This window comes from Parasphingorhabdus cellanae (genome assembly GCF_017498565.1).
Classification (GTDB): Bacteria; Pseudomonadota; Alphaproteobacteria; order Sphingomonadales; family Sphingomonadaceae; genus Parasphingorhabdus; species Parasphingorhabdus cellanae.
On record NZ_CP071794.1, the window covers coordinates 2,981,497 to 2,999,986 of the forward strand.

Below are 18,490 nucleotides of genomic sequence, written 5' to 3' on the forward strand. Positions count from 1 at the left end.
GATAGCTGTGCATTGTCGTAAACTGAACCGTTTTGACAAGTATTTTGTTCGCGTTGGTCGATAGAGACCAAAGCGGTGCAAACTGTGATATTTTCCACTGGTATCTCAAAAGCTTTTTGGTAAGATGCTGGTAAGTTAAGTCTTTTGGGGTCGCGCTAAAGCCGGAAAAGATTACTGCATTGGTCTGTGAAACGCATGAGGGAGCGTTGGGCTGAAGCGGTGCAAGGGGGAAGAAGCGCGTGGCGGATAAGTTTCGAGTAGTGATCGTAGGATCTGGCCCGGCCGGCATGAGCGCCGCTGGCCGTGCGGCACAGTTGAAGCTAAAGCATGTGCTGCTGGAAAAAACCGGCCATCTTTCCGACACCATCTACAAATATCAAAAAGGCAAGCATGTCATGGCAACGCCGAGCCAGCTGGTGCTGCGTTCGGATATGGATTTTGACGCTGGCAAGCGTGAGGCGATCCTCGAAATCTGGGACAAGCAGACCGAGGCTTGCGCAGTCAATGTGCAGTTTAATGCCGAGCCGGTGAAGATCGAGGGGGACGAAGGAAACTTCACGATCACCCTGAAAAACGGCGATAAAGTAATGGCTGAGACGATTGTTATGGCGATTGGCACGCAGGGTAACCCCAACCTGATGCGCTGCCCCGGCGGTGATAACAAACTGGTGCAGTATCAGCTGGATGATCCCGGTGAATATTATGACGAGCATATTACGGTCATCGGTTCCGGAGATGCCGGGATTGAGAATGCGCTCGGCCTGGCGGCGGATGCGGCGCAGAATAATATTGTCACCATTCTCAACCGTTCGGCGGAATTTGCCCGCGCGAAAAAGGCCAATGTGAAGCTGCTGATGGAAGCGGGTGAGCAAGGCAAGGTGATGATCCGTAACGAGACGACGCCGGCCGAAGTCAAAGATGGCGAGCTGGTTCTGGAAACCCGCGATGGTCAGGAAACCATTCCCTGCAACCGCATCATCGCGCGCATGGGCTCCGCGCCGCCGCGCAAATTTGTCGAGGAATGCGGGATTGAGTTTACGAGCGAGGATCGGGAGGCTTATCCCAAGCTAACGCCCGCTTTCGAAAGCACCAAGAAGGGCATCTATGTCATCGGTGCGCTGGCCGGTTATCCGCTGATCAAGCACTGTATGAACCAAGGCTATGATGTCATTGAATTTATCAACGGCAACAAAGACCTGAAACCCGCTGATGAACCGATACTCGAGACAAAATTTGCCAGCCTGCCCGGCGGTAAGTCGGTCGATGAATGGCTCGAATTTTTCCGCGAGAAGGTTACGATCCTCAACGATCTGTCGCCTTTGCAAATGCGCGAATTCATGCTCGACAGCGAACCGATTGCCTATCGCAGCGGGGAAACGATCTTTGAACGTAATGATCCCGGATCATCGCTTTTTGCCATTGCGCAGGGGTCCGTGTTGGTTGAGGTTGACCCCAGCGATAGCTCTGTGGTCATTCCGATTGAGGAAGGCTCGATCTTTGGCGAAGTTGGTCTGATCTCCGGCCGTCGCCGTGGTGCCACCATCAGGGCCGCCGAAGACATGATCGCGATTGAAGTGTCGCGTACGGCGGCACTAAAATTGCAGGCCTCCGTGCCCGCGGCCAAGCGCGCGATCACCCGCATCTCGACCGAGCGGCAATTGCTGCAAATGTTCGGCTCCGGTTTGACCAAAGAGGACATATCCGAAGCGGTTGAGACTAGCGAGATTATGAATGTCCGCGCGGGTGAAGCGATTATCAACGAGGGCGATGACGGGAATGACATTTATGTGATCCGCGTCGGGTCGATGGTGGTTGAGAAGGAAATTGGCGGCAAGCCCGTTTTCCTATCCTATCTGCCAGCCGGTTCTTATGTCGGTGAAATGACACTCATTGCGGGCGGCATGCGCACCGCAACAGTAAAGGCGGCGATCAAGTCTGAAGTCATCAAGATACAGGGCGATGCGTTTAAAAAAGTGTTAGACGCGCATCCTGATTTGCTCCGCCGCGCCAAAAAAGACATGGCCGCACGGCAAGATATTAACGCCTTTGTCGAAGCAAAAAAGGACAGCTTTTCCGGTGTCGTGGATATGTATTCCGGCGTCGCCAATTTCCTTGTCGACAACGGTATTGGCGAAGCGACGGATGTGCTGTTGATTGACGAAAATCTCTGTGTTGGCTGCGACAATTGTGAGAAGGCCTGCGCCGACAGCCATGAAGGCTTGAGCCGTCTCGACCGCGAGGCGGGGCGCACCTATGCGCATCTCCATGTCCCAACCAGCTGCCGCCATTGTGAGCATCCGCACTGCATGTCGGATTGTCCGCCAGATGCAATCCATCGTGGTCCTGATGGCGAAGTATTTATCGATGATACCTGCATCGGTTGCGGCAATTGCCAGCGCTATTGCCCTTATGGTGTGATCCGAATGGATAAGGTGCCGCCGAAGAAGCCCGGTATCCTGAACTGGCTGCTCTTTGGTTTTGGCCCTGGCCCTGGTGAGCCGGACAAGAAATGGGTTGCGGAAAAAAGCGATCCAGCGGTCGAAAAACCGAAAAAAGCGATCAAATGCGATATGTGCGCCGGGATTAACGGTGGTCCTGCCTGTGTGCGCGCCTGTCCTACTGGAGCCGCCATTCGTGTGGCACCGGAGGAATTCCTAACCGTCGCCAAACTTGAGCAGGAGGACGCATGATGAGGAGCCTGCTTTTCGATATCGTGCACCGTCATCCCAGCGAAAGCTGGGATTTCGCCAAGGTTACCGCTCTACTTGAGGAGATCCCAGCTTTCGCTGGGATGACGCTGGGAATGGGAGGGCATTCATAATGGCCTCCGTTCCAGTTCCCGGCGGCGTCACCAAAAAGAAAGTCGCAATGCATGACGGCTTCTTAAAACATGCTGGCTATAAATGGCTGAAAATTGCCTCCTTCATCATGCTGGTATCGATCGTCAGTTATCTCTTTATCGACGTTTCCCCGCGCCATAATGGCGGTAGCTGGTATGGCTATACGCTTGGTACGATTGGTGCCGGGCTGATCCTCTGGCTCACCATGCTCGGTGTCCGTAAGCGTGCCATGACGGCGGGCAAATGGTCGCTGAAAGCTTGGACCTCGGCGCATATTTATCTCGGTCTCAGCCTGATCGTCATCGGCACTTTGCATACCGGTTTTCAGTTTGGCTGGAATATTCACACCGCCGCCTATGCCTTCATGATGATCGTCATTATTTCCGGCATATTCGGCATATATTTCTATGCCACCATCCCGCAGGCTCTCTCCAACAACCGCGACGAGATGACCGAGACGCAGATGCTGGAAAGCCTGCGCTCGCTCGACCGGCAATTGCATGAAGCGGCGCAACCGCTATCGGCGGAACATGCCGCTTTGGTGCTGCAATCGCTGGAACAGGACCCTTTCGGCGGCGGTTTCCTGAAACGGGTTTCCGGAAAATATCCCAATTGCGCTACCCGCGCTGCGCAGGCTGATTTGCGGCGAGAACGCGCTTATCAGCCGCGCATGGGGGGTGATGATCCGCTCGATAAAGTCGATGCGTTGCTCGAAAAGAAAGAGGCTACGCTCGCCCGCGTGCGCCGCCATCTCCGATTGAAGGCCTTGCTGCAGGTCTGGCTATTCGTCCATGTGCCCATGACTTTCGCCCTGATCGCGTCGCTCTCGGCGCATATCATCAGCGTTTTCTTTTACTGGTAGGCGGGGGATAGACTGATGACCTTTATCGTTCGCCAAATTGCCGTCACCGCCGATGGCCGCGAGATTATCCGCGCCAATCCGTTTACGGACCCGCAAATCGGGATCGGACGGAACGCTGCAAATGCCATTCACTTACCGGATCTGGCCGTTAATCCTGATCATGCGGTCATTCGCCAGCTCGATGACGGCCAGATAGAAATTGAGAGTATTTCGGGCCAGAAATTTTCCGTCGATGGCCGCGAAAAAATGTCTGCGGCGATTGATCCCGCCAAAGGCGCAGAACTTGGCTTTGGCGGCCATGTGATAGCGGTCAGCCAGGATGCCGAAGGCGTCATTCTAACTGTCAAACGGGTGGAAGCTCTGTCTGATTCCGCTGAAGACCGGGAAGAGGGCGCGCTTTACACGCTCAAAGGATTGTTACCCGGTAAACGGATTAGTGCATGGGGTTTCATCGGGCTTCTGCTCGCCGCGTTTCTGGTCTGGCCGATATACACTTGGGCAACCTATCGCGGCATCGAAGAACGGCCCGAAGGGTTCCATGCTGATACAATGTGGTCGTCGGGCGAGTTGAGCGAAGCGCATCACAGCCTGGAAGGCGATTGCCAGGCTTGCCATGTCGATGCCTTTGTCACGGTGCAGGACAAGACCTGCATGAATTGTCATGAGGATGACGCCCACGACCATGCCAAGAAAGACCGTCTGCTGACCGCGATGGGTGAGCCCGAAGGATTTGAAAAAGTCGGTGCGGCTTTTGCTTCCGCTTTTAACAAGCCACCCGGCAGGTGTGTCGAATGTCACACCGAGCATGAGGGCGAGGGTGCTATGCAGCCCACTGCGCAAAAATTCTGCGCGGATTGCCACGAGGGAATGGACGGGCGCTTGACGGATACGAAGCTTGAAAATGCAGCTGATTTCGGGATTTCACACCCGCAGTTTCGTCCTGCGTTGCTGGTCAAGCCCGGCGGTAAAAACCCGCCTCGTAAAAGGGTTTCATTGGATGAGAAGCCAACCGAATATAATGGTCTGAAATTCCCGCATGATGTTCATATGTCGAAAACTGGCGGTGTCGCGCAAATGGGGCGGCGGCTGTCGGCGAAATATGATTTTGGTGATTCGCTCGTCTGCGCAGATTGTCATACGCCGGATTCTAATGGCGTTCGGTTTGAACCGGTGGACATGAAAGAAGATTGCGCGATGTGCCACAGTCTCGCTTTCGAAGAAATCGGCAATACGGTGCGAACGTTGCGCCACGGCGAGCCTGACATGGTTCGCGCGGACCTGCGGGCCTATTATCGTTCTACCGGTCCACAGCGGCCGATTAATCTTGGCGGTATGAAGCGCCGTCGGCCTGGTGCCCAGAATAACAACCGCGTCGCCAGCGACTATGCACGCGCCGTTCAATTCCGGCCGAGCCGCGCCAATCTCGCCATCCAGCAAGTATTTTCACGCGGCGGCGCCTGTTTCGATTGCCACGGCGTTACCCCGCCAACGGCGCGTGGTCGTGTCGACTATGGCATCAAACCAGTGACCCAAACCGACCGCTATATGCACAAGGGCTGGTTCAGCCACGAAGCGCATAATGATGAGGATTGCACGAGCTGTCACGCAGCCACCAAGTCCAACGATGCAAGCGACTTGTTGTTGCCCGGCATTAAAACCTGCCGCGAATGTCATGGGGGCGAGTTCCAGAAATCGTCTGATGTCCCATCGACATGCGCGATGTGTCATGACTATCATGCCGACGACGGTGCGCCGTGGTTGATCAAAGAGCAGCAAAAGGACAAACGCAAAAAACCAGATAATATGGCAAATGACAATAAGGCACGGAAGCCTTCTGATAAGCTGACTGTTAAAATTCGAAAGCAAAAGATTGCCAGTCGTTAAAGGCGATGCAAGAGAGGGGAAGCGCCCATGCTATTGGCGCAAGTAACGGATATTCATCTGGGTTTCGATCCAGATAATCCGTCGGAATTTAATCGCAAGCGCCTCGATCAGGCGCTTAAGGCGTTATGCGAGATGACGCCGCGCCCTGATGCGTTACTCGCCACCGGCGATCTGGTCGATCGCGGCGATCAGGATAGCTATATGCGTCTCGAAGACGCTTTTTCAGACTTGCCGTTTCCGGTCTATATGTGTCTTGGAAATCATGATTTGCGCGCTCCGTTCCAAAAGCAGTTTCCTGACGTTCCGACCGCTGGTGGTTTTGTTCAATATGAGGTTGATGATGGTCCGCTACGTCTGTTGTTTCTTGATACGCTTGAAGAGGGGCGTCATGGCGGTGCATTTTGTGATGTCAGGGCAAAATGGCTGGCCGACCGGCTGTCTGAAAAGCAGGACAAGCCAACATTGCTGATATTACATCACCCCCCTGTGGAATCCGGCATTGCCTGGATGAATACGGATCCGCGTGAACCGTGGGTATCGACGCTGGCGGATACGATTAAAGGACATAACCAAGTCAAAGGCATGATCACGGGCCATTTGCATCGCAATATTTCGACCTCGTTTGAGGGCACAAGCCTGTCCATCTGTGCCTCAACCGCTCCGCAAGTCGCCTTTGATCTCGAACCGATTGACCCGGAAAATCCTGATGGTCGTAACATGATCGTGGCCGATCCGCCCGCCATCGCGCTTCATTGGTGGAACGGCAAACAGCTGGTCAGCCATTTTGAGACGGCGGAGGAGCATGTGATGCTTGCCCGCTATGACGAGAATTTGCAGCCGTTAGTGCGGGCGTTGCTGGCAGAGCGGCCGGAATAACCGCTCTATCCGGTTGATATGTCCCAGATTAGTACAGGACACCGTAACGCACAAAGTTGATTGCTCAACCAAGTAAAAACTGTTAACAAATCGTTAGGATCAATAATCCTCGAAACAAATTTTCCCCCGATCTAGACTTTAATACAGGGCAAGCAACATGAAAAAACTTCTTTTGGCAACTGCAGCAATATCAGCAAGCTTCATGGCAACTTCAGCATCCGCTGCGATCATTGTCTACACGGATCAGGCCTCTTTCGATGCCGCGGCCGGTGTGACAACAACCGAGACATTTGATAGCTTCACGACGGCGGCGCAGTTCAATGCTGCTCCTGTTGATGCAGGACCATTTACCGTTTCATTGTCAGGCAATAGCAATAATCCGGCGCAAAACCTTATTGGCCCGGCGCCAACCAATGGTAGCTTCGACGTAAACGGAACACCAAATTTGTCCGGCCGGATCTCAAACGGGGGTTCGATTTTCCTCACCTTTGATAGCAGCATTTCGTCATTTTCCGGCATCTTCAATGAAATAAATAATGGCAATCCAAACAAAACCTTGCTTTTTGCAGGTGGTGAGCAAGTTGCTCCTGTTGATGGGTTCTTCGGAATAGTTTCGGACGTGGCGTTCACGACGATTGAATTTCAGACAATTGCTGGAGCAGATGATGGTTTCGCATTGGACAACGTTCAATTTGGCGCTGTTCCAGAGCCTGCAACATGGGCGTTCATGATCTTTGGCTTTGGAGCCATTGGGGGCGCAATGCGCCGTCAGCGTAAGGCGAACGTGAAAGTAAGCTACGCTTAAGCGCCAATAAAACAAAATTACCAAAAAGCCCTGCCAGAGTGATCTGGCGGGGCTTTTTCTTTGGTCAATTCATCCCCTATAGCGCATAGTTGATCAAAGACTGTTTCAGTGTAATGGAGAATGGATGTGACAGACTTGGTGCTGCGTGACGATAAAGATGGGCTGGCGGTTCTCACATTAAACCGGCCGGACAAGCTGAACAGCCTAACCGTCGGTCTGTTTAAACAATTGCGTCAGCATATCTCGGATATCCGCAGGGATGATACAGTCGGTTGTGTCATTTTGCGAGGCGCGGGCAAATGCTTCTCCGCGGGCCACGATCTGAATGACATTTCCGAAGGGGAAGAGGTGCCCTCGCGTGGCTGGCATTCGGAAACCTTGCGGATGATGGAAAAGCTGCCAAAGCCGGTGATCGCAGCGGTTCACAGCCATTGCTATACAGGCGCGCTGGAAGTGGCGCTGGCTGCCGACTTCATCGTCGCAGCGGACAATGCCAAATTTGGTGATACCCATGCAAAATGGGCTTTGACTCCCATCTGGGGCATGAGCCAGCGGCTGCCGCGCCGGGTTGGCATAGCCACTGCCAAAAAACTGATGTTCACTTGCGAAACGATACTGGCAGATGAAGCATTGCGAATTGGGCTGGCCGAACAGGTTTTTCCGGTCGCTGATTTTGAAGCCGAAACCGAGGCGCTGGCCCGGCGGATGTTGGAGAATTCGGCCTTTTCGCATGCTGCGAACAAACGCTTGCTTGAGGCAACGGATTCAAACCCGCTGGACGCTGGTTTGCAATGGGAAGTCATGGAGAATGAAGGCACCGGACCTGATATGCAGGACCGGATCAACGCATTTGTAAAGAAATAGCGCGAGCCGCCCCAAAGCCGTGTCGTTCATCGACGGCTAAGCGCTGTTTATCTAAAACATGATTTCAAACGCAACCTTTTTGCCTTTGATACACTGTTATTGTATCGGGGTATCAAGCGTAAAAAAATGTAGAGATTTGTGTCCTGAACAGGGGCCACAACAGCTATTTATTGGAGAGACATAAATGCGACTTTCAGTTTCCAGCCGCAAATTTTTTCTGGGCGTATCCACGGCAGCCTTACTCGGCTTTGGCGGCAGCCCAGCGTTGGCCGATGATCATGGAAAGAAGATGACCACAGCAGAACTCAACAAAATGAGCGCGAATGGAAATAGCGGCATGAAGAAAACCTCTGACGCATCTGAAAACAGTGTCTTGCAGGAGTGGACCGGTCCTTATGATGGCGTACCACCATGGGATGAAGTGAAAGTCTCTGATTTCCCTGCGGCATTCGAGCAGACGATGAAAGATATCAAAGCCGAATTTGAAACCGTGCGCGATAATCCAGAGCCAGCAACCTTTGAAAATACAACCGTCCCACTAGAACTTGCGGGTAATAAAGCGAATGAACTATTTGCGATATGGGGTGTGCATTCCAGCAATCTGTCCAATGACGAAGTCCGCAAAATCCAGGGAGAATGGCTTCCGAAAATTTCCGCGTTTTTCAATGAACTGACGCTGGATCCGAAGATTTTTGCACGTTATAAAGCCGTTTATGATGGCCGGATGACAGCTGGCCTTGATGCACAGCAACTGCGGCTGGTTGAGCGTGACTATGAAGGGCTTGTCCGCAACGGTGCACTGCTCGAAGGCGCTGACAAGCAAAAGTTGATCGAACTCAACACCGAACTGTCCAAGGCGTTCAACGAATTTTCGAACAAAGTTTTAGCAGACGAAGAAACCTTTATTTTCTTGACCGACGAGGCGGAACTGGCTGGTCTACCCGACAGCTTTATCGCTTCGATCGCTGAAGCTGCGAAAGAGCAGGGCAAAGAAGGCTGGGCACTGAAGAATACCCGTTCGGTCATGCAGCCCTTCTTGCAAAACTCGACCCGCCGTGATCTGCGCGAGAAGGTTTATAACGCCTATATTAATCGTGGAGATAATGGTGATGCGAATGACACGAATATGACCATCGCCAAAATCCTCAAGCTACGTGCTGATCGGGCGAAACTGCTGGGGTTTGAAACTCATGCGCATTACCGGATGGCCGACACGATGGCGAAAGAGCCTGAAACGGCGATGGAATTGATGATGCAGGTGTGGCCTGCTGCGGTTGCACGCGTCGAGGAAGAAGTCGCGGATATGCAGGAAATTGCGGATGCTGAGAATGCTGGCATCACGATCAAACCGTGGGATTATCGCTACTATGCCGAGAAAGTTCGCAAAGCGAAATATGATCTCGATGAAGCGGAGATCAAACCTTATTTCAAACTCGACAACATGGTGGAAGCCATGTTCGACGCAGCGAATAAACTTTACGGCATGACCTTTACCGAAAATACGGGAACGGTGCCGGTTTTCCATTCCGATATCCGAACCTTTGAAGTTAAACGCGGCGACAGGCTGGTCGGGCTGTTTTATCTCGACAATTTTGCCCGGGCCGGTAAGCGCTCCGGCGCTTGGATGACTACCTATCGCAGTCAATATGAACTGGGCGGTAATAACCGGTACGTGTTGGCGTCGAACAACAACAATTTCGTCAAAGGCGGCGAAGGATCACCAACGCTGATCAGTCTGGACGATGCCTCTACCTTGTTCCATGAGTTTGGACACGCGCTGCATTATCTCAACTATGATATTAAATATCCCGGCCTTGGTGGCACACCGCGCGATTTTGTTGAATATCCCAGCCAGGTAAACGAGAATTGGCTGCTGACACGCTATGTGCTCGACAACTATGCCAAGCACGCCGAAACGGGCGAGCCGATGCCACAAGCTTTGGTCGATAAGATCAACAAGTCGAAAACCTTCAATGAAGGTTTTTCAACGGTGGAATATCTGTCGTCCGCAATCGTTGATATGAAGCTGCATAACCGCTCTGAGCCTGTGACCGATCCTGATGCGTTTGAGCGCGAGACACTGGCGGAAATCGGCATGCCGGATACGATTGTGATGCGCCATCGTTTGCCACAGTTTAACCACCTGTTCTCATCCGATGCTTATTCGGCTGGCTATTACAGCTATTTGTGGTCTGAGACTATGGACGCGGATACGTGGGCGGCTTTTGAAGAAGCGGGCGATGTCTGGGACGAGGAAACCGCCGAGCGTTTCCGTTCGATCATTCTCTCTACCGCCAACGAAACGGATCGCAAAGAGGCTTACCGGAAATTCCGCGGCCGCGACCCAGAGGTTAAATATATCCTCAAGAAACGCGGTTTCCCAGTACCGGGTGAAAGCGCCAGTGCCGAGGGCGGTGAAACAGTCGGCAACGACTAGACTGTTACACTATAAATATAAAAAGGGCGCGCTAACCAATTGGTTGGCGCGCCCTCTTTTTTCATTATCGTCAGTGACTAGAAACGAACACCAACGCCGGCCAAGACCTGATGCCGGTCAAGGTCGATGCCAATCTCACTATTGTCGGAGAACAGCTCGTCATCGAATTTCAGACCGCTATAATTGGAATAGCGGTATTCCAGTTTGACATAGCCTGGACCGATCAGTTGTTCGATGCCAGCGCCGACGCGGAAGCCATCAATCGTCTGTGTATCGTCAAATTCAAATTCGAAACCATCATCTTCGATCCGGTCCTGAAATCGCGATTCAACGCTTGTGTTGGTGTAACCACCTTTGGCGTAAATCAAAGTACGCGGAGCAACTTTGGCACCGATCCGGGCACCAAGATACAGGTCCCGTTTGACATTGATCCGGTAACCAAATGGCGCGGCAATGTCTTCGTCGGTTTCCTGCTTGCCGGTTGAGTCCATATATTCGGCTTCAACGCCAAAGACCACCGATCCAAGGTCGAAGTCATAACCAGCGGCTACACCATAAGCGAAGCCGTCAACCGACTGATCAAGGTCATTATCTTCGAAAATGCCGTCATCGTCGGTGTCGATGTCGACATCACTGCCGGAGCGCAGGGTATCATAGCCGCCAAGAATTTCGATCCGGGGACCGGAAAAGGAAGATTGCTCCTGCGCTTGTGCCGCCGCTGGAAGCATAACACTGCCAGCGAGGAGAGAGAGTATTAGGGGGGATTTCATAACTAACTCCAATATTACTATTCATACAAATCTGCGGAAAAACAGACCACAGACATTACTATGTTCGTTGTGAACAGGTGCCCGATGCGCGAATTTAGCTGAACGGAAAATGACAGATCGCCACCGTTCGTCGCAAAATTAAAATAATGTAAAATCTGTCTGAAACTGTTGTATTTTAGCCATTATATGCTGGCTGGGTATGACAATTCCGGCCAATTATATGGCTCTCGCTCTATTATCTGTGATCAGCGCTTGGCGATGACTTCCATGATGAGCGGCTGCAATATTTGTTCCAGCCTAATGCCAACTTCCGCAGTTGCTCGCTCTCCTCGCCGTGCAATCAATGCGAAACAGCCATTTTCAAAATCAATCCATGGCGTCCAGTCAAAAGAGCCGGGACAGGAATAAATTCGCGCATTGGCGCAGGGGTTGGAGTTGGGATGGGTGCTGGAACGGGGTTAGATGGCGGCAAGCTGACTGGCGAAGACTCTGCGTTGCCATCACGCCCGCAGGCAGCAAGAATAAGTGTCATGCCGGCGGTTAGCAATCGCCGGCGAATCTGGTGTGACACGTTCTTCGCTTTTTGCGATATAAGCATTAAGACTCCGGACTAGCTTGCCCCGCACCAAAATTTCTTGGCCCGAAATGTGGAGACAATGTGGTCAATTCGTATCAGTTTGTATCAGTTCGTTTCAGTCCGAAGCGGTTGATGAGCCTTGATTATCCTGGCCGTTCGACGCGCCGATGCGCTTCATTTTGCGATGCCTCGGTGCGGATATGCGCCCTTGACCGATTGGCTATCGGCTGACAGGTTTCGAATCAAAACTAGAACAGAATTCCAAAAGAGGAGCCCTACGCCATGACCATAAATGCCGTCCGCACGCCCGATGAACGCTTCGCCGATATTCCTGATTTTGATTACCCAGTTCATTATGCAGAGGATTTGCCGGGCTATGAGGGGCTTCGCGCTGCTTGGATTGATGAAGGTGCGAGAGATGCAGACCGTACGTTTTTATGCTTACATGGAGAACCGAGTTGGTCGTTTCTTTACCGCCGGATGATGCCGGTTTTTCTCGAAAGCGGCGCGCGCGTTGTTGCACCTGATTTTTTCGGCTTTGGCCGATCCGACAAGCCGACTGAGCTGGATGATTACACGTTTGATTTTCACCGTAACTATATTCTTGCATTAGTCGAACGACTGGACCTGAAGAATATTACGCTAGTTGTGCAGGATTGGGGCGGGTTGATTGGCTTGACGCTACCTGTCGACGATGCCTTCAAAGCACGCCTGTCACGGTTGATCGTCATGAATACAGGGCTTGGTTTGGGCCGCACGCCGGGTGATGGCTTTAATGCATGGAAAGAATTTGCCCTCAACACGCCGGAGTTCAAAACCGGTCAAATTATCGCCAGTGGCACGCCGCATCTCACCGAGCAGGAAATTGCAGCTTACGATGCGCCGTTTCCAGACGCTACCTATCAGGCAGGCGCGCGCAAATTTCCCGCTCTTGTCCCGGTGTCGCCCGAAATGGATGGGGTAGAAGTTAGCACGCAAGCTGCCGTTTTCTGGAAAGATGAATGGCAAGGTGACAGCTTCATGGCTATCGGCGATGCCGACCCGGTGCTTGGCCCACCTGCCATGCTTAAATTACAAAAGCTGATCAACGGCTGCCCCGCACCGATGATGATCGAAGGTGGCGGCCACTTTGTGCAGGAATGGGGAGAGCCCATTGCCCGGGCGGCACTCGAAGCATTTGGTGATGTCTAGTCAGCTATCAGTTATCCTGATAATAAAGAGGGATTGAAAACAAACACGGGACAGAGGCTTTGTTGAGCGACGGTTTGGACAGAATTTTCATTCGCCCCTTGACTGCTGCCCAGGCTTTGCTCGTGGCATTTGCTCTCACGCTAGTATCATCTTTATATTGCGTGATTTACACCACGCTTGCTGGGCGAGGTGAACCCCTGATCGATGGGATTATCTGGGCTGCGCTCAATATCGTTCCATGGTTGATATGTTTTGAAGCTGCAAAGCGGCTCAGATCATGGTCCGTTCGATTGGGCATCGTGGTTATCTTCGCCGCCGGAATGTCGTATCTGGATAGCATATTTTTTGACAGTGATGTGGTGTTTGAGCTGACCAGACGATTGCCGGGTGCAGCGATTATCGTGGGAATGCTAGCACTGTCATGGGTATTGAAGCGTTTCGTATCGGACCGTGCCATGGCCAAAAAACTGGTTTCCTCAAACGAGCTGCCCCTCCTTATCGACCAGATTGATTGGGTCATGGCCGCTGGCAATTATGTTGAATTACACGGATCAGGGAAACCGATATTGCACCGGATGTCGATCTCCGCGATGGAAAGTCTCTTATCCGCGCATGATTTTGTTCGGATCCACCGATCCGTTCTCGTTCGGCGGCGAAATATTCAGGATTTAACCGGCAACATTGTCACTCTAAATAATGGCCTGACCTTCAAGACTGGTAATCGTTACCGTTCGGCTTTGCTGTAAACGATATCAAGGGCGTAAATTTCGTCCCTTCGTCACATTGCCCTTTCTGCGCAACATTGCACCCCTCTATCAGTTTGCTCTCATCATAGGAAAGAGGCTGAAAAGGATGGTTATGCGACAAATTTTGACAGGGTTGGTCCTCGCAATGGCGATGGCCGGTTTAAACGGGAATCCGATATACGCCCAGACCCGGGTAACAGGAGGTCTGGAAACAGCATCGGACGGGCCGTTGGAACAGACCAAGGGATTGGAAACCGAATATGGGACGATCACCACTCAAGAGGGCTTGCGCCTACGCAGCATTCTTACCCGCCCCGAAGGGACCAGTGAGCGATTGCCGGTAATATTTGTGACCCAATGGGTTTCTTGCGACACGATAGTCTTTCCCGGCGAGCGCGACACCCAATTGCGGTTGCTTGCGCAACAGTCCGGGATGGTCATGATCCGCATCGAGCGCTCCGGAACCGGTGATAGCGAAGGGGCAGGCTGTGATAAGCTCGATTATGATACAGAGGTGCGGCACTATCGCGAGGCTTTAGTCCAGGCCAAGCAGCATCCATGGGTAAATCCGCAGCGGGTGGTTATTCTGGGGTCAAGTCTGGGCTCAACGACAGCTCCTCTGGTTGCTCAAAATAATGATGTCGCTGGTGTAGTCGTGCAAGGTGGCGGCGCGGTCACCTATCTGGAACGCATGATAAACTTCGAACGCTTATATGTGGAACGATCTGGTGCTGTGAAACCGGAAAATATTCATCCTGAAATGCTCCAGCGAATAGCGTTTCTTCAGCATTATTTAATCGGTCAGAAAACGCCGGATGAAGTCGTATCAGACAATCCTGAACTGGCGGGCATATGGCAGAAAATCCGCGGGACAAATGCCGACGATCATTATGGCCGACCATTTGCCTGGCATTGGCAGGCTGCGGAGAAAAATTTTCTTGCAGCCTGGTTGTCTCTTGATGTCCCCGTATTGGTCGTATTTGGCGAATATGAACAATTTGAAACCCGTCATGGGCATCGGATGATTGTCGATATGATTAACCGGCGTTCACATGCCCAAGCGGAATGGCTGGAGATAAAACAGGCTGATCATGGTTTGGCACTATATCCTGACAAATATGCTGCTTATGCTTATCAAAACCGTGCCACAGCGCATCAACTATATGTGGCCCCTGTCAGCCAGTGGCTTAGCCGGGTCGTCGGGTCGTCAGATTAACGCCGATCTAATCAATCAGGCTGCCATCGCCGTTTTGCTGAAACTTTCTGTAAAGCGCGGTTCCATGGGCTGGCTGGATACAATTGCGAGCGGCAGTGCCGTTTCACAATGTGCGCATTCTGCGCTGAACCGGCCAACATGCCAATGGGATTTACCGCATCCAGGACAGCGATTGACGATATCCAGATGATACATCGGTTGATATCCGCGTTGCAGCACAGCTGCCTGTTGTGAATCGGTAGATTCGGCCAAAGCGTCTTGAGGACGGTTGACGAATGATCTTGGGGACAAATACATCGTTCTTCCTTCTCGGTTGTTGCCAAACTTACTACGCAGCAGACTAAGGTTCGTTACTGAATTGACGGTGAACCGTTTCTTTCCGTCGACGAAGAGATAAAGGTTCACGCAAATGTAGATAGGATTTTTCCGCCATCTCGGCGTGACCTTCCGCACATGTGATCGCAAGTCTTTGAATCTCTGCGGAAAAAAAAGTTAAAAAAAAGTTACGGAAAACCGCCAAATATTGACAGATATCCTTAAGAAACTGTTAAAATTGGTTAATTTAGAGATTCTTCGAGCAGTCTTGCGAGTCGCAGGCCAGATCGTTCTATCTGGAGTCGCGCGGTCGGGATCAGCATCCGGATTTCATCATTGTCCACTTTGCCCCGGCGCGTAAGTTTCGGACCACAAGATGGTTGGTCCTCAACCGTCGTGTAACTGTAGTCGCGTGCAATTTGCCAAGCCTGCATGGCCCAAAAGTCGGTAGTTCCGAATGATTTATCGGATTTTTCCTCTGCGCTATAGACGCGCACCATTTCTGGTCCATCTGTAATAGCCCGTTCTGCCAGCGGGCCGTCCCACAACCAATGCAGGTTCATGCGGCCTTCGATAGCGCCATAAGCAGCGCTGACATCGTTGCCGCCGCGATCGCTGCGATCACCGCTGTGGAGCGGCATATGCATGTCACCTACGAAATGTACCAGAAAGGTTAACGCTTCCAGCCGAACGTGGGCGGGCAGCGCCTTGTCCTTGAGCAACGCCGCATTACGGTCAATTTGAGCGGATACGCAATTGCCGTTGCGGCATGCGCTTTTCAGATCAAAGGGCTTGCAGATATCGACATTCTGATAATGCCAGGGGCTGGTGTAATTCCACCGCAACCGGTCCCGGCGTATGCAATCAGGCCAGACGCTGGCATCACCGATATTTTTAAGATCGCATTGCGGGGTTCCCAACAAAGCAGCGGACCGGAACAAGCTATTCATCCGCGCTTTAGTAACCGGGTCAATATTCTGCTCCGCGATCCCGGCAATTGTGCGATGGGCATAGGCGCCCCATGCGAAAGCAGGCGTTGGTGAAAGCAACAAAGCGAGAATGAGAAGTTTTTTAAACATGATAGATCAGTGCGCTATTTAGATTACAGAAATGTGTATTCCTTGGTCGTTAGGTTGCCCGAGGGCGCCCCGACTACTCCACATTTGCAACGTTATATTTAAGCGCTTCCGCTTTGGTGAGGCACCGGCGGGTGGATTGGTCTGATCCTTCCGTTTTTACCGCCTTCTGCTTGTACATAATGTCGGTCAACAATTTGCGCGATACACCCATCCGGATCAGAAAGTCGTTATCTTCGGTAGCAAGAAGCGCACTTTCCTGCTCGACCTCACCAATGAGTTCCACTGTCGAGTCGGTGCCCATCTCAATGCTGTAATTAATCGCGTTGCGATCGCCGGTCATGGTGAACATGTGGACCATGAAGTCGCCATCCGCTTCTATGATCCGCGCACGGCCGCCCATGAAGACAAAATTGCAGGCGCTGAAACAGGTCCATCCGGCGGGAATGCGAGTGATCATCAAGCCGCCTAATTCCCGGATGACGCGGCCGGCCTCGTTGCCAGCGCGCGCATGACCACCGGGAGAGCGTAGCCAGATTTCGGTAATATCGGGGTTCTCCGATAATGTCTTTTTTAACCGATCGGGCAGATCAACATCCACCACACCTTCCGCCAAAAGAACTTTCGTTCCGCCGCGCTCCACTGGTGTGAGCTCCATTTTCTTGTTGCTGGTCCAATTCGGTTTCGCGGGGCATGTCGGGTTTTCCGCGTCTATTTCAGGTGCAGTGTTTCCTTGAACAGCCAGCATCGCTGTCAGCAATATCAATGGTTTACAATATCTGTTCATGTTTATTCTTCCCGCCTGCTGCAGTCGTATCATAGGCTAATATGAATTTTGTAACAAGAAGTGCGATATTTCACAGACAGACTGAAACAGGCGGCGTAAATTATATCTTCATCATGGATAGGTAGCTGATGCAGGTTGGCTAAGCTTGCGGTGACATGTTTTTAAAGCTAGCTAATTTCAGGGGGAGGCAATCTAATGACGACGAGAATAACCCGCATGTTTCATGTGCTCATCACAGCGTTGCTGCTTGCTGCTATTGGATCGCCCGCATTCGCCCAAGAGCAAGAAGGAACAGAGGCCGATCGCGCCTATGTCGCTCCTGTGACAGCCGAACCGGATTTGCCAGCTTTGCCGCCGACGCCGGTACTCAGCCAGGATGGCTATCCCGACTGCCGGGAAGATTTTCAGAAAATCGCGGCCCCGTTTGACAAGGCTGAAGATACCAATCGCTGCACGATATTGCTTGATGGTTATTATGCCGAAGTGCTGACCCCGTTTCGTCAGCGCATGATTGAACACCAAAATGAGATATCGGCGATTTATACCGGTCAAGTTGCCGGCAAAATGGAATATTCCGCAAAAAGCCGGGATGATTTTTACAAGGCAATGATGCAAGAACATGGCGCTTCTGATCCTGATGGCGCTAATCTGGCAGTTTATCGGACGTTAGAGGAACGCTATCAGAAGGATCGTGCCTATCTGCAGGATCGCTTTTGTTTCAATACCGGCTGCGGTGGTTATCCGGTGCCGGAATATGTAGCAGAAGATGACGCATCCGGAAAAAGCGAGAATGGCGAGACTAAAAGCGCGAGAAAGTCAAAAGGCCCGCAAAAATGTAAAAAAGCCAAGAAGCGCGGCGGTGTGCTTGGCGGCCTTTTGGGCGGAGTAGCTGGCAATGCTGCTGGTCTGGGCAAAATCGGGACGCTGATTTCCAGCGCCGCCGGAGCGGTGCTGGTTGGTGAAATCGCTTGTCAGTTGACTGAAGAAGAACAGAAAGAGGCGGTAGCAGCAACGGTAGAAGTTACCGAAAAAGAAGAGGTTGGTGCCACCGCTACGTGGAAAAGCCCGACCCGGGCCGGTGTATCGGGATCATCAACGGTCACCGCGCTCAATACGCAGCCTAATGGCCGCAAATGCCTCAGCATCACCGATGTCGCGATTATCGACGGTCAGGAAACCCGCGTGTCGAAACAAATGTGCCGTGGGCAGGGCGATGAGGGCTATACCATATTGGCCTAGCTATG

15 protein-coding genes are annotated in these 18,490 nt (G+C 52.1%); 11 read left to right on the forward strand and 4 right to left on the reverse strand.

Annotation, left to right across the window (positions count from 1 at the left end):
* Positions 1–287: 287 nt before the first annotated feature.
* The 7 genes from J4G78_RS14365 (at position 288) to J4G78_RS14395 (ending at position 10,568) form a co-directional block, all read left to right on the forward strand.
* Positions 288–2,690 carry a cyclic nucleotide-binding domain-containing protein gene (locus tag J4G78_RS14365; protein ID WP_243457337.1) on the forward strand — a complete coding sequence of 801 codons (2,403 nt, stop codon included), beginning with the start codon at positions 288–290 and terminating at the stop codon, positions 2,688–2,690.
* A 130-nt stretch (positions 2,691–2,820) separates the two neighbouring features.
* Positions 2,821–3,702 carry a hypothetical protein gene (locus J4G78_RS14370; RefSeq protein ID WP_207987205.1) on the forward strand — a complete coding sequence of 294 codons (882 nt, stop codon included), beginning with the start codon at positions 2,821–2,823 and terminating at the stop codon, positions 3,700–3,702.
* A gap of 15 nt (positions 3,703–3,717) precedes the next feature.
* Positions 3,718–5,586 (forward strand): cytochrome c3 family protein, encoded by a 1,869-nt coding sequence (locus J4G78_RS14375; protein WP_207987206.1) that lies wholly within the window; start codon positions 3,718–3,720, stop codon positions 5,584–5,586.
* A gap of 27 nt (positions 5,587–5,613) precedes the next feature.
* Complete coding sequence (locus J4G78_RS14380) at positions 5,614–6,462, forward strand: phosphodiesterase (protein WP_207987207.1); 849 nt, start codon at positions 5,614–5,616, stop codon at positions 6,460–6,462.
* Positions 6,463–6,619: 157 nt separating this feature from the next.
* Positions 6,620–7,267, forward strand: a complete 648-nt coding sequence (locus tag J4G78_RS14385) for a PEPxxWA-CTERM sorting domain-containing protein (protein ID WP_207987208.1) — start codon at positions 6,620–6,622, stop codon at positions 7,265–7,267.
* Positions 7,268–7,393: 126 nt separating this feature from the next.
* Positions 7,394–8,131 (forward strand): enoyl-CoA hydratase/isomerase family protein, encoded by a 738-nt coding sequence (locus tag J4G78_RS14390; RefSeq protein WP_207987209.1) that lies wholly within the window; start codon positions 7,394–7,396, stop codon positions 8,129–8,131.
* A gap of 184 nt (positions 8,132–8,315) precedes the next feature.
* Entirely contained in the window at positions 8,316–10,568 is a 2,253-nt protein-coding gene (locus J4G78_RS14395; RefSeq protein WP_243457112.1) for a M3 family metallopeptidase, read from the forward strand.
* A gap of 77 nt (positions 10,569–10,645) precedes the next feature.
* Here J4G78_RS14395 and J4G78_RS14400 read toward each other — a convergent pair whose 3' ends face one another.
* Complete coding sequence (locus J4G78_RS14400; protein WP_207987210.1) at positions 10,646–11,338, reverse strand: outer membrane protein; 693 nt, start codon at positions 11,336–11,338, stop codon at positions 10,646–10,648.
* Between the two features lie 859 nt (positions 11,339–12,197).
* Here J4G78_RS14400 and J4G78_RS14405 point away from each other — a divergent pair.
* From J4G78_RS14405 to J4G78_RS14415, 3 genes are all read left to right on the forward strand, one after another.
* The gene (locus tag J4G78_RS14405) at positions 12,198–13,106 is read left to right on the forward strand and encodes a haloalkane dehalogenase (RefSeq protein ID WP_207987211.1); all 909 of its coding nucleotides are present in this window, start codon (positions 12,198–12,200) and stop codon (positions 13,104–13,106) included.
* Between the two features lie 62 nt (positions 13,107–13,168).
* Positions 13,169–13,852: a LytR/AlgR family response regulator transcription factor gene (locus J4G78_RS14410; RefSeq protein WP_207987212.1), complete on the forward strand. Its 684-nt coding sequence runs from the start codon at positions 13,169–13,171 to the stop codon at positions 13,850–13,852.
* Between the two features lie 112 nt (positions 13,853–13,964).
* Positions 13,965–15,068, forward strand: a complete 1,104-nt coding sequence (locus J4G78_RS14415; RefSeq protein WP_207987213.1) for an alpha/beta hydrolase — start codon at positions 13,965–13,967, stop codon at positions 15,066–15,068.
* A gap of 15 nt (positions 15,069–15,083) precedes the next feature.
* On the opposite strand, the gene J4G78_RS18210 is transcribed toward J4G78_RS14415, so the two are convergent.
* The 3 genes from J4G78_RS18210 to J4G78_RS14430 form a co-directional block, all read right to left on the reverse strand.
* A complete protein-coding gene (locus J4G78_RS18210) occupies positions 15,084–15,365 on the reverse strand; it encodes a hypothetical protein (protein WP_243457113.1) in 282 nt (93 codons plus the stop codon).
* 260 nt (positions 15,366–15,625) lie between these two features.
* Positions 15,626–16,462 (reverse strand): S1/P1 nuclease, encoded by an 837-nt coding sequence (locus J4G78_RS14425; RefSeq protein ID WP_207987214.1) that lies wholly within the window; start codon positions 16,460–16,462, stop codon positions 15,626–15,628.
* A gap of 73 nt (positions 16,463–16,535) precedes the next feature.
* Positions 16,536–17,246, reverse strand: a complete 711-nt coding sequence (locus tag J4G78_RS14430; protein ID WP_243457114.1) for a COG3904 family protein — start codon at positions 17,244–17,246, stop codon at positions 16,536–16,538.
* A gap of 195 nt (positions 17,247–17,441) precedes the next feature.
* On the opposite strand from J4G78_RS14430, the gene J4G78_RS14435 reads away from it, so the two are divergent.
* On the forward strand, positions 17,442–18,485 hold the full coding sequence (locus J4G78_RS14435) for a hypothetical protein (protein ID WP_207987215.1): 1,044 nt from the start codon (positions 17,442–17,444) through the stop codon (positions 18,483–18,485).
* Positions 18,486–18,490 lie beyond the last annotated feature (5 nt).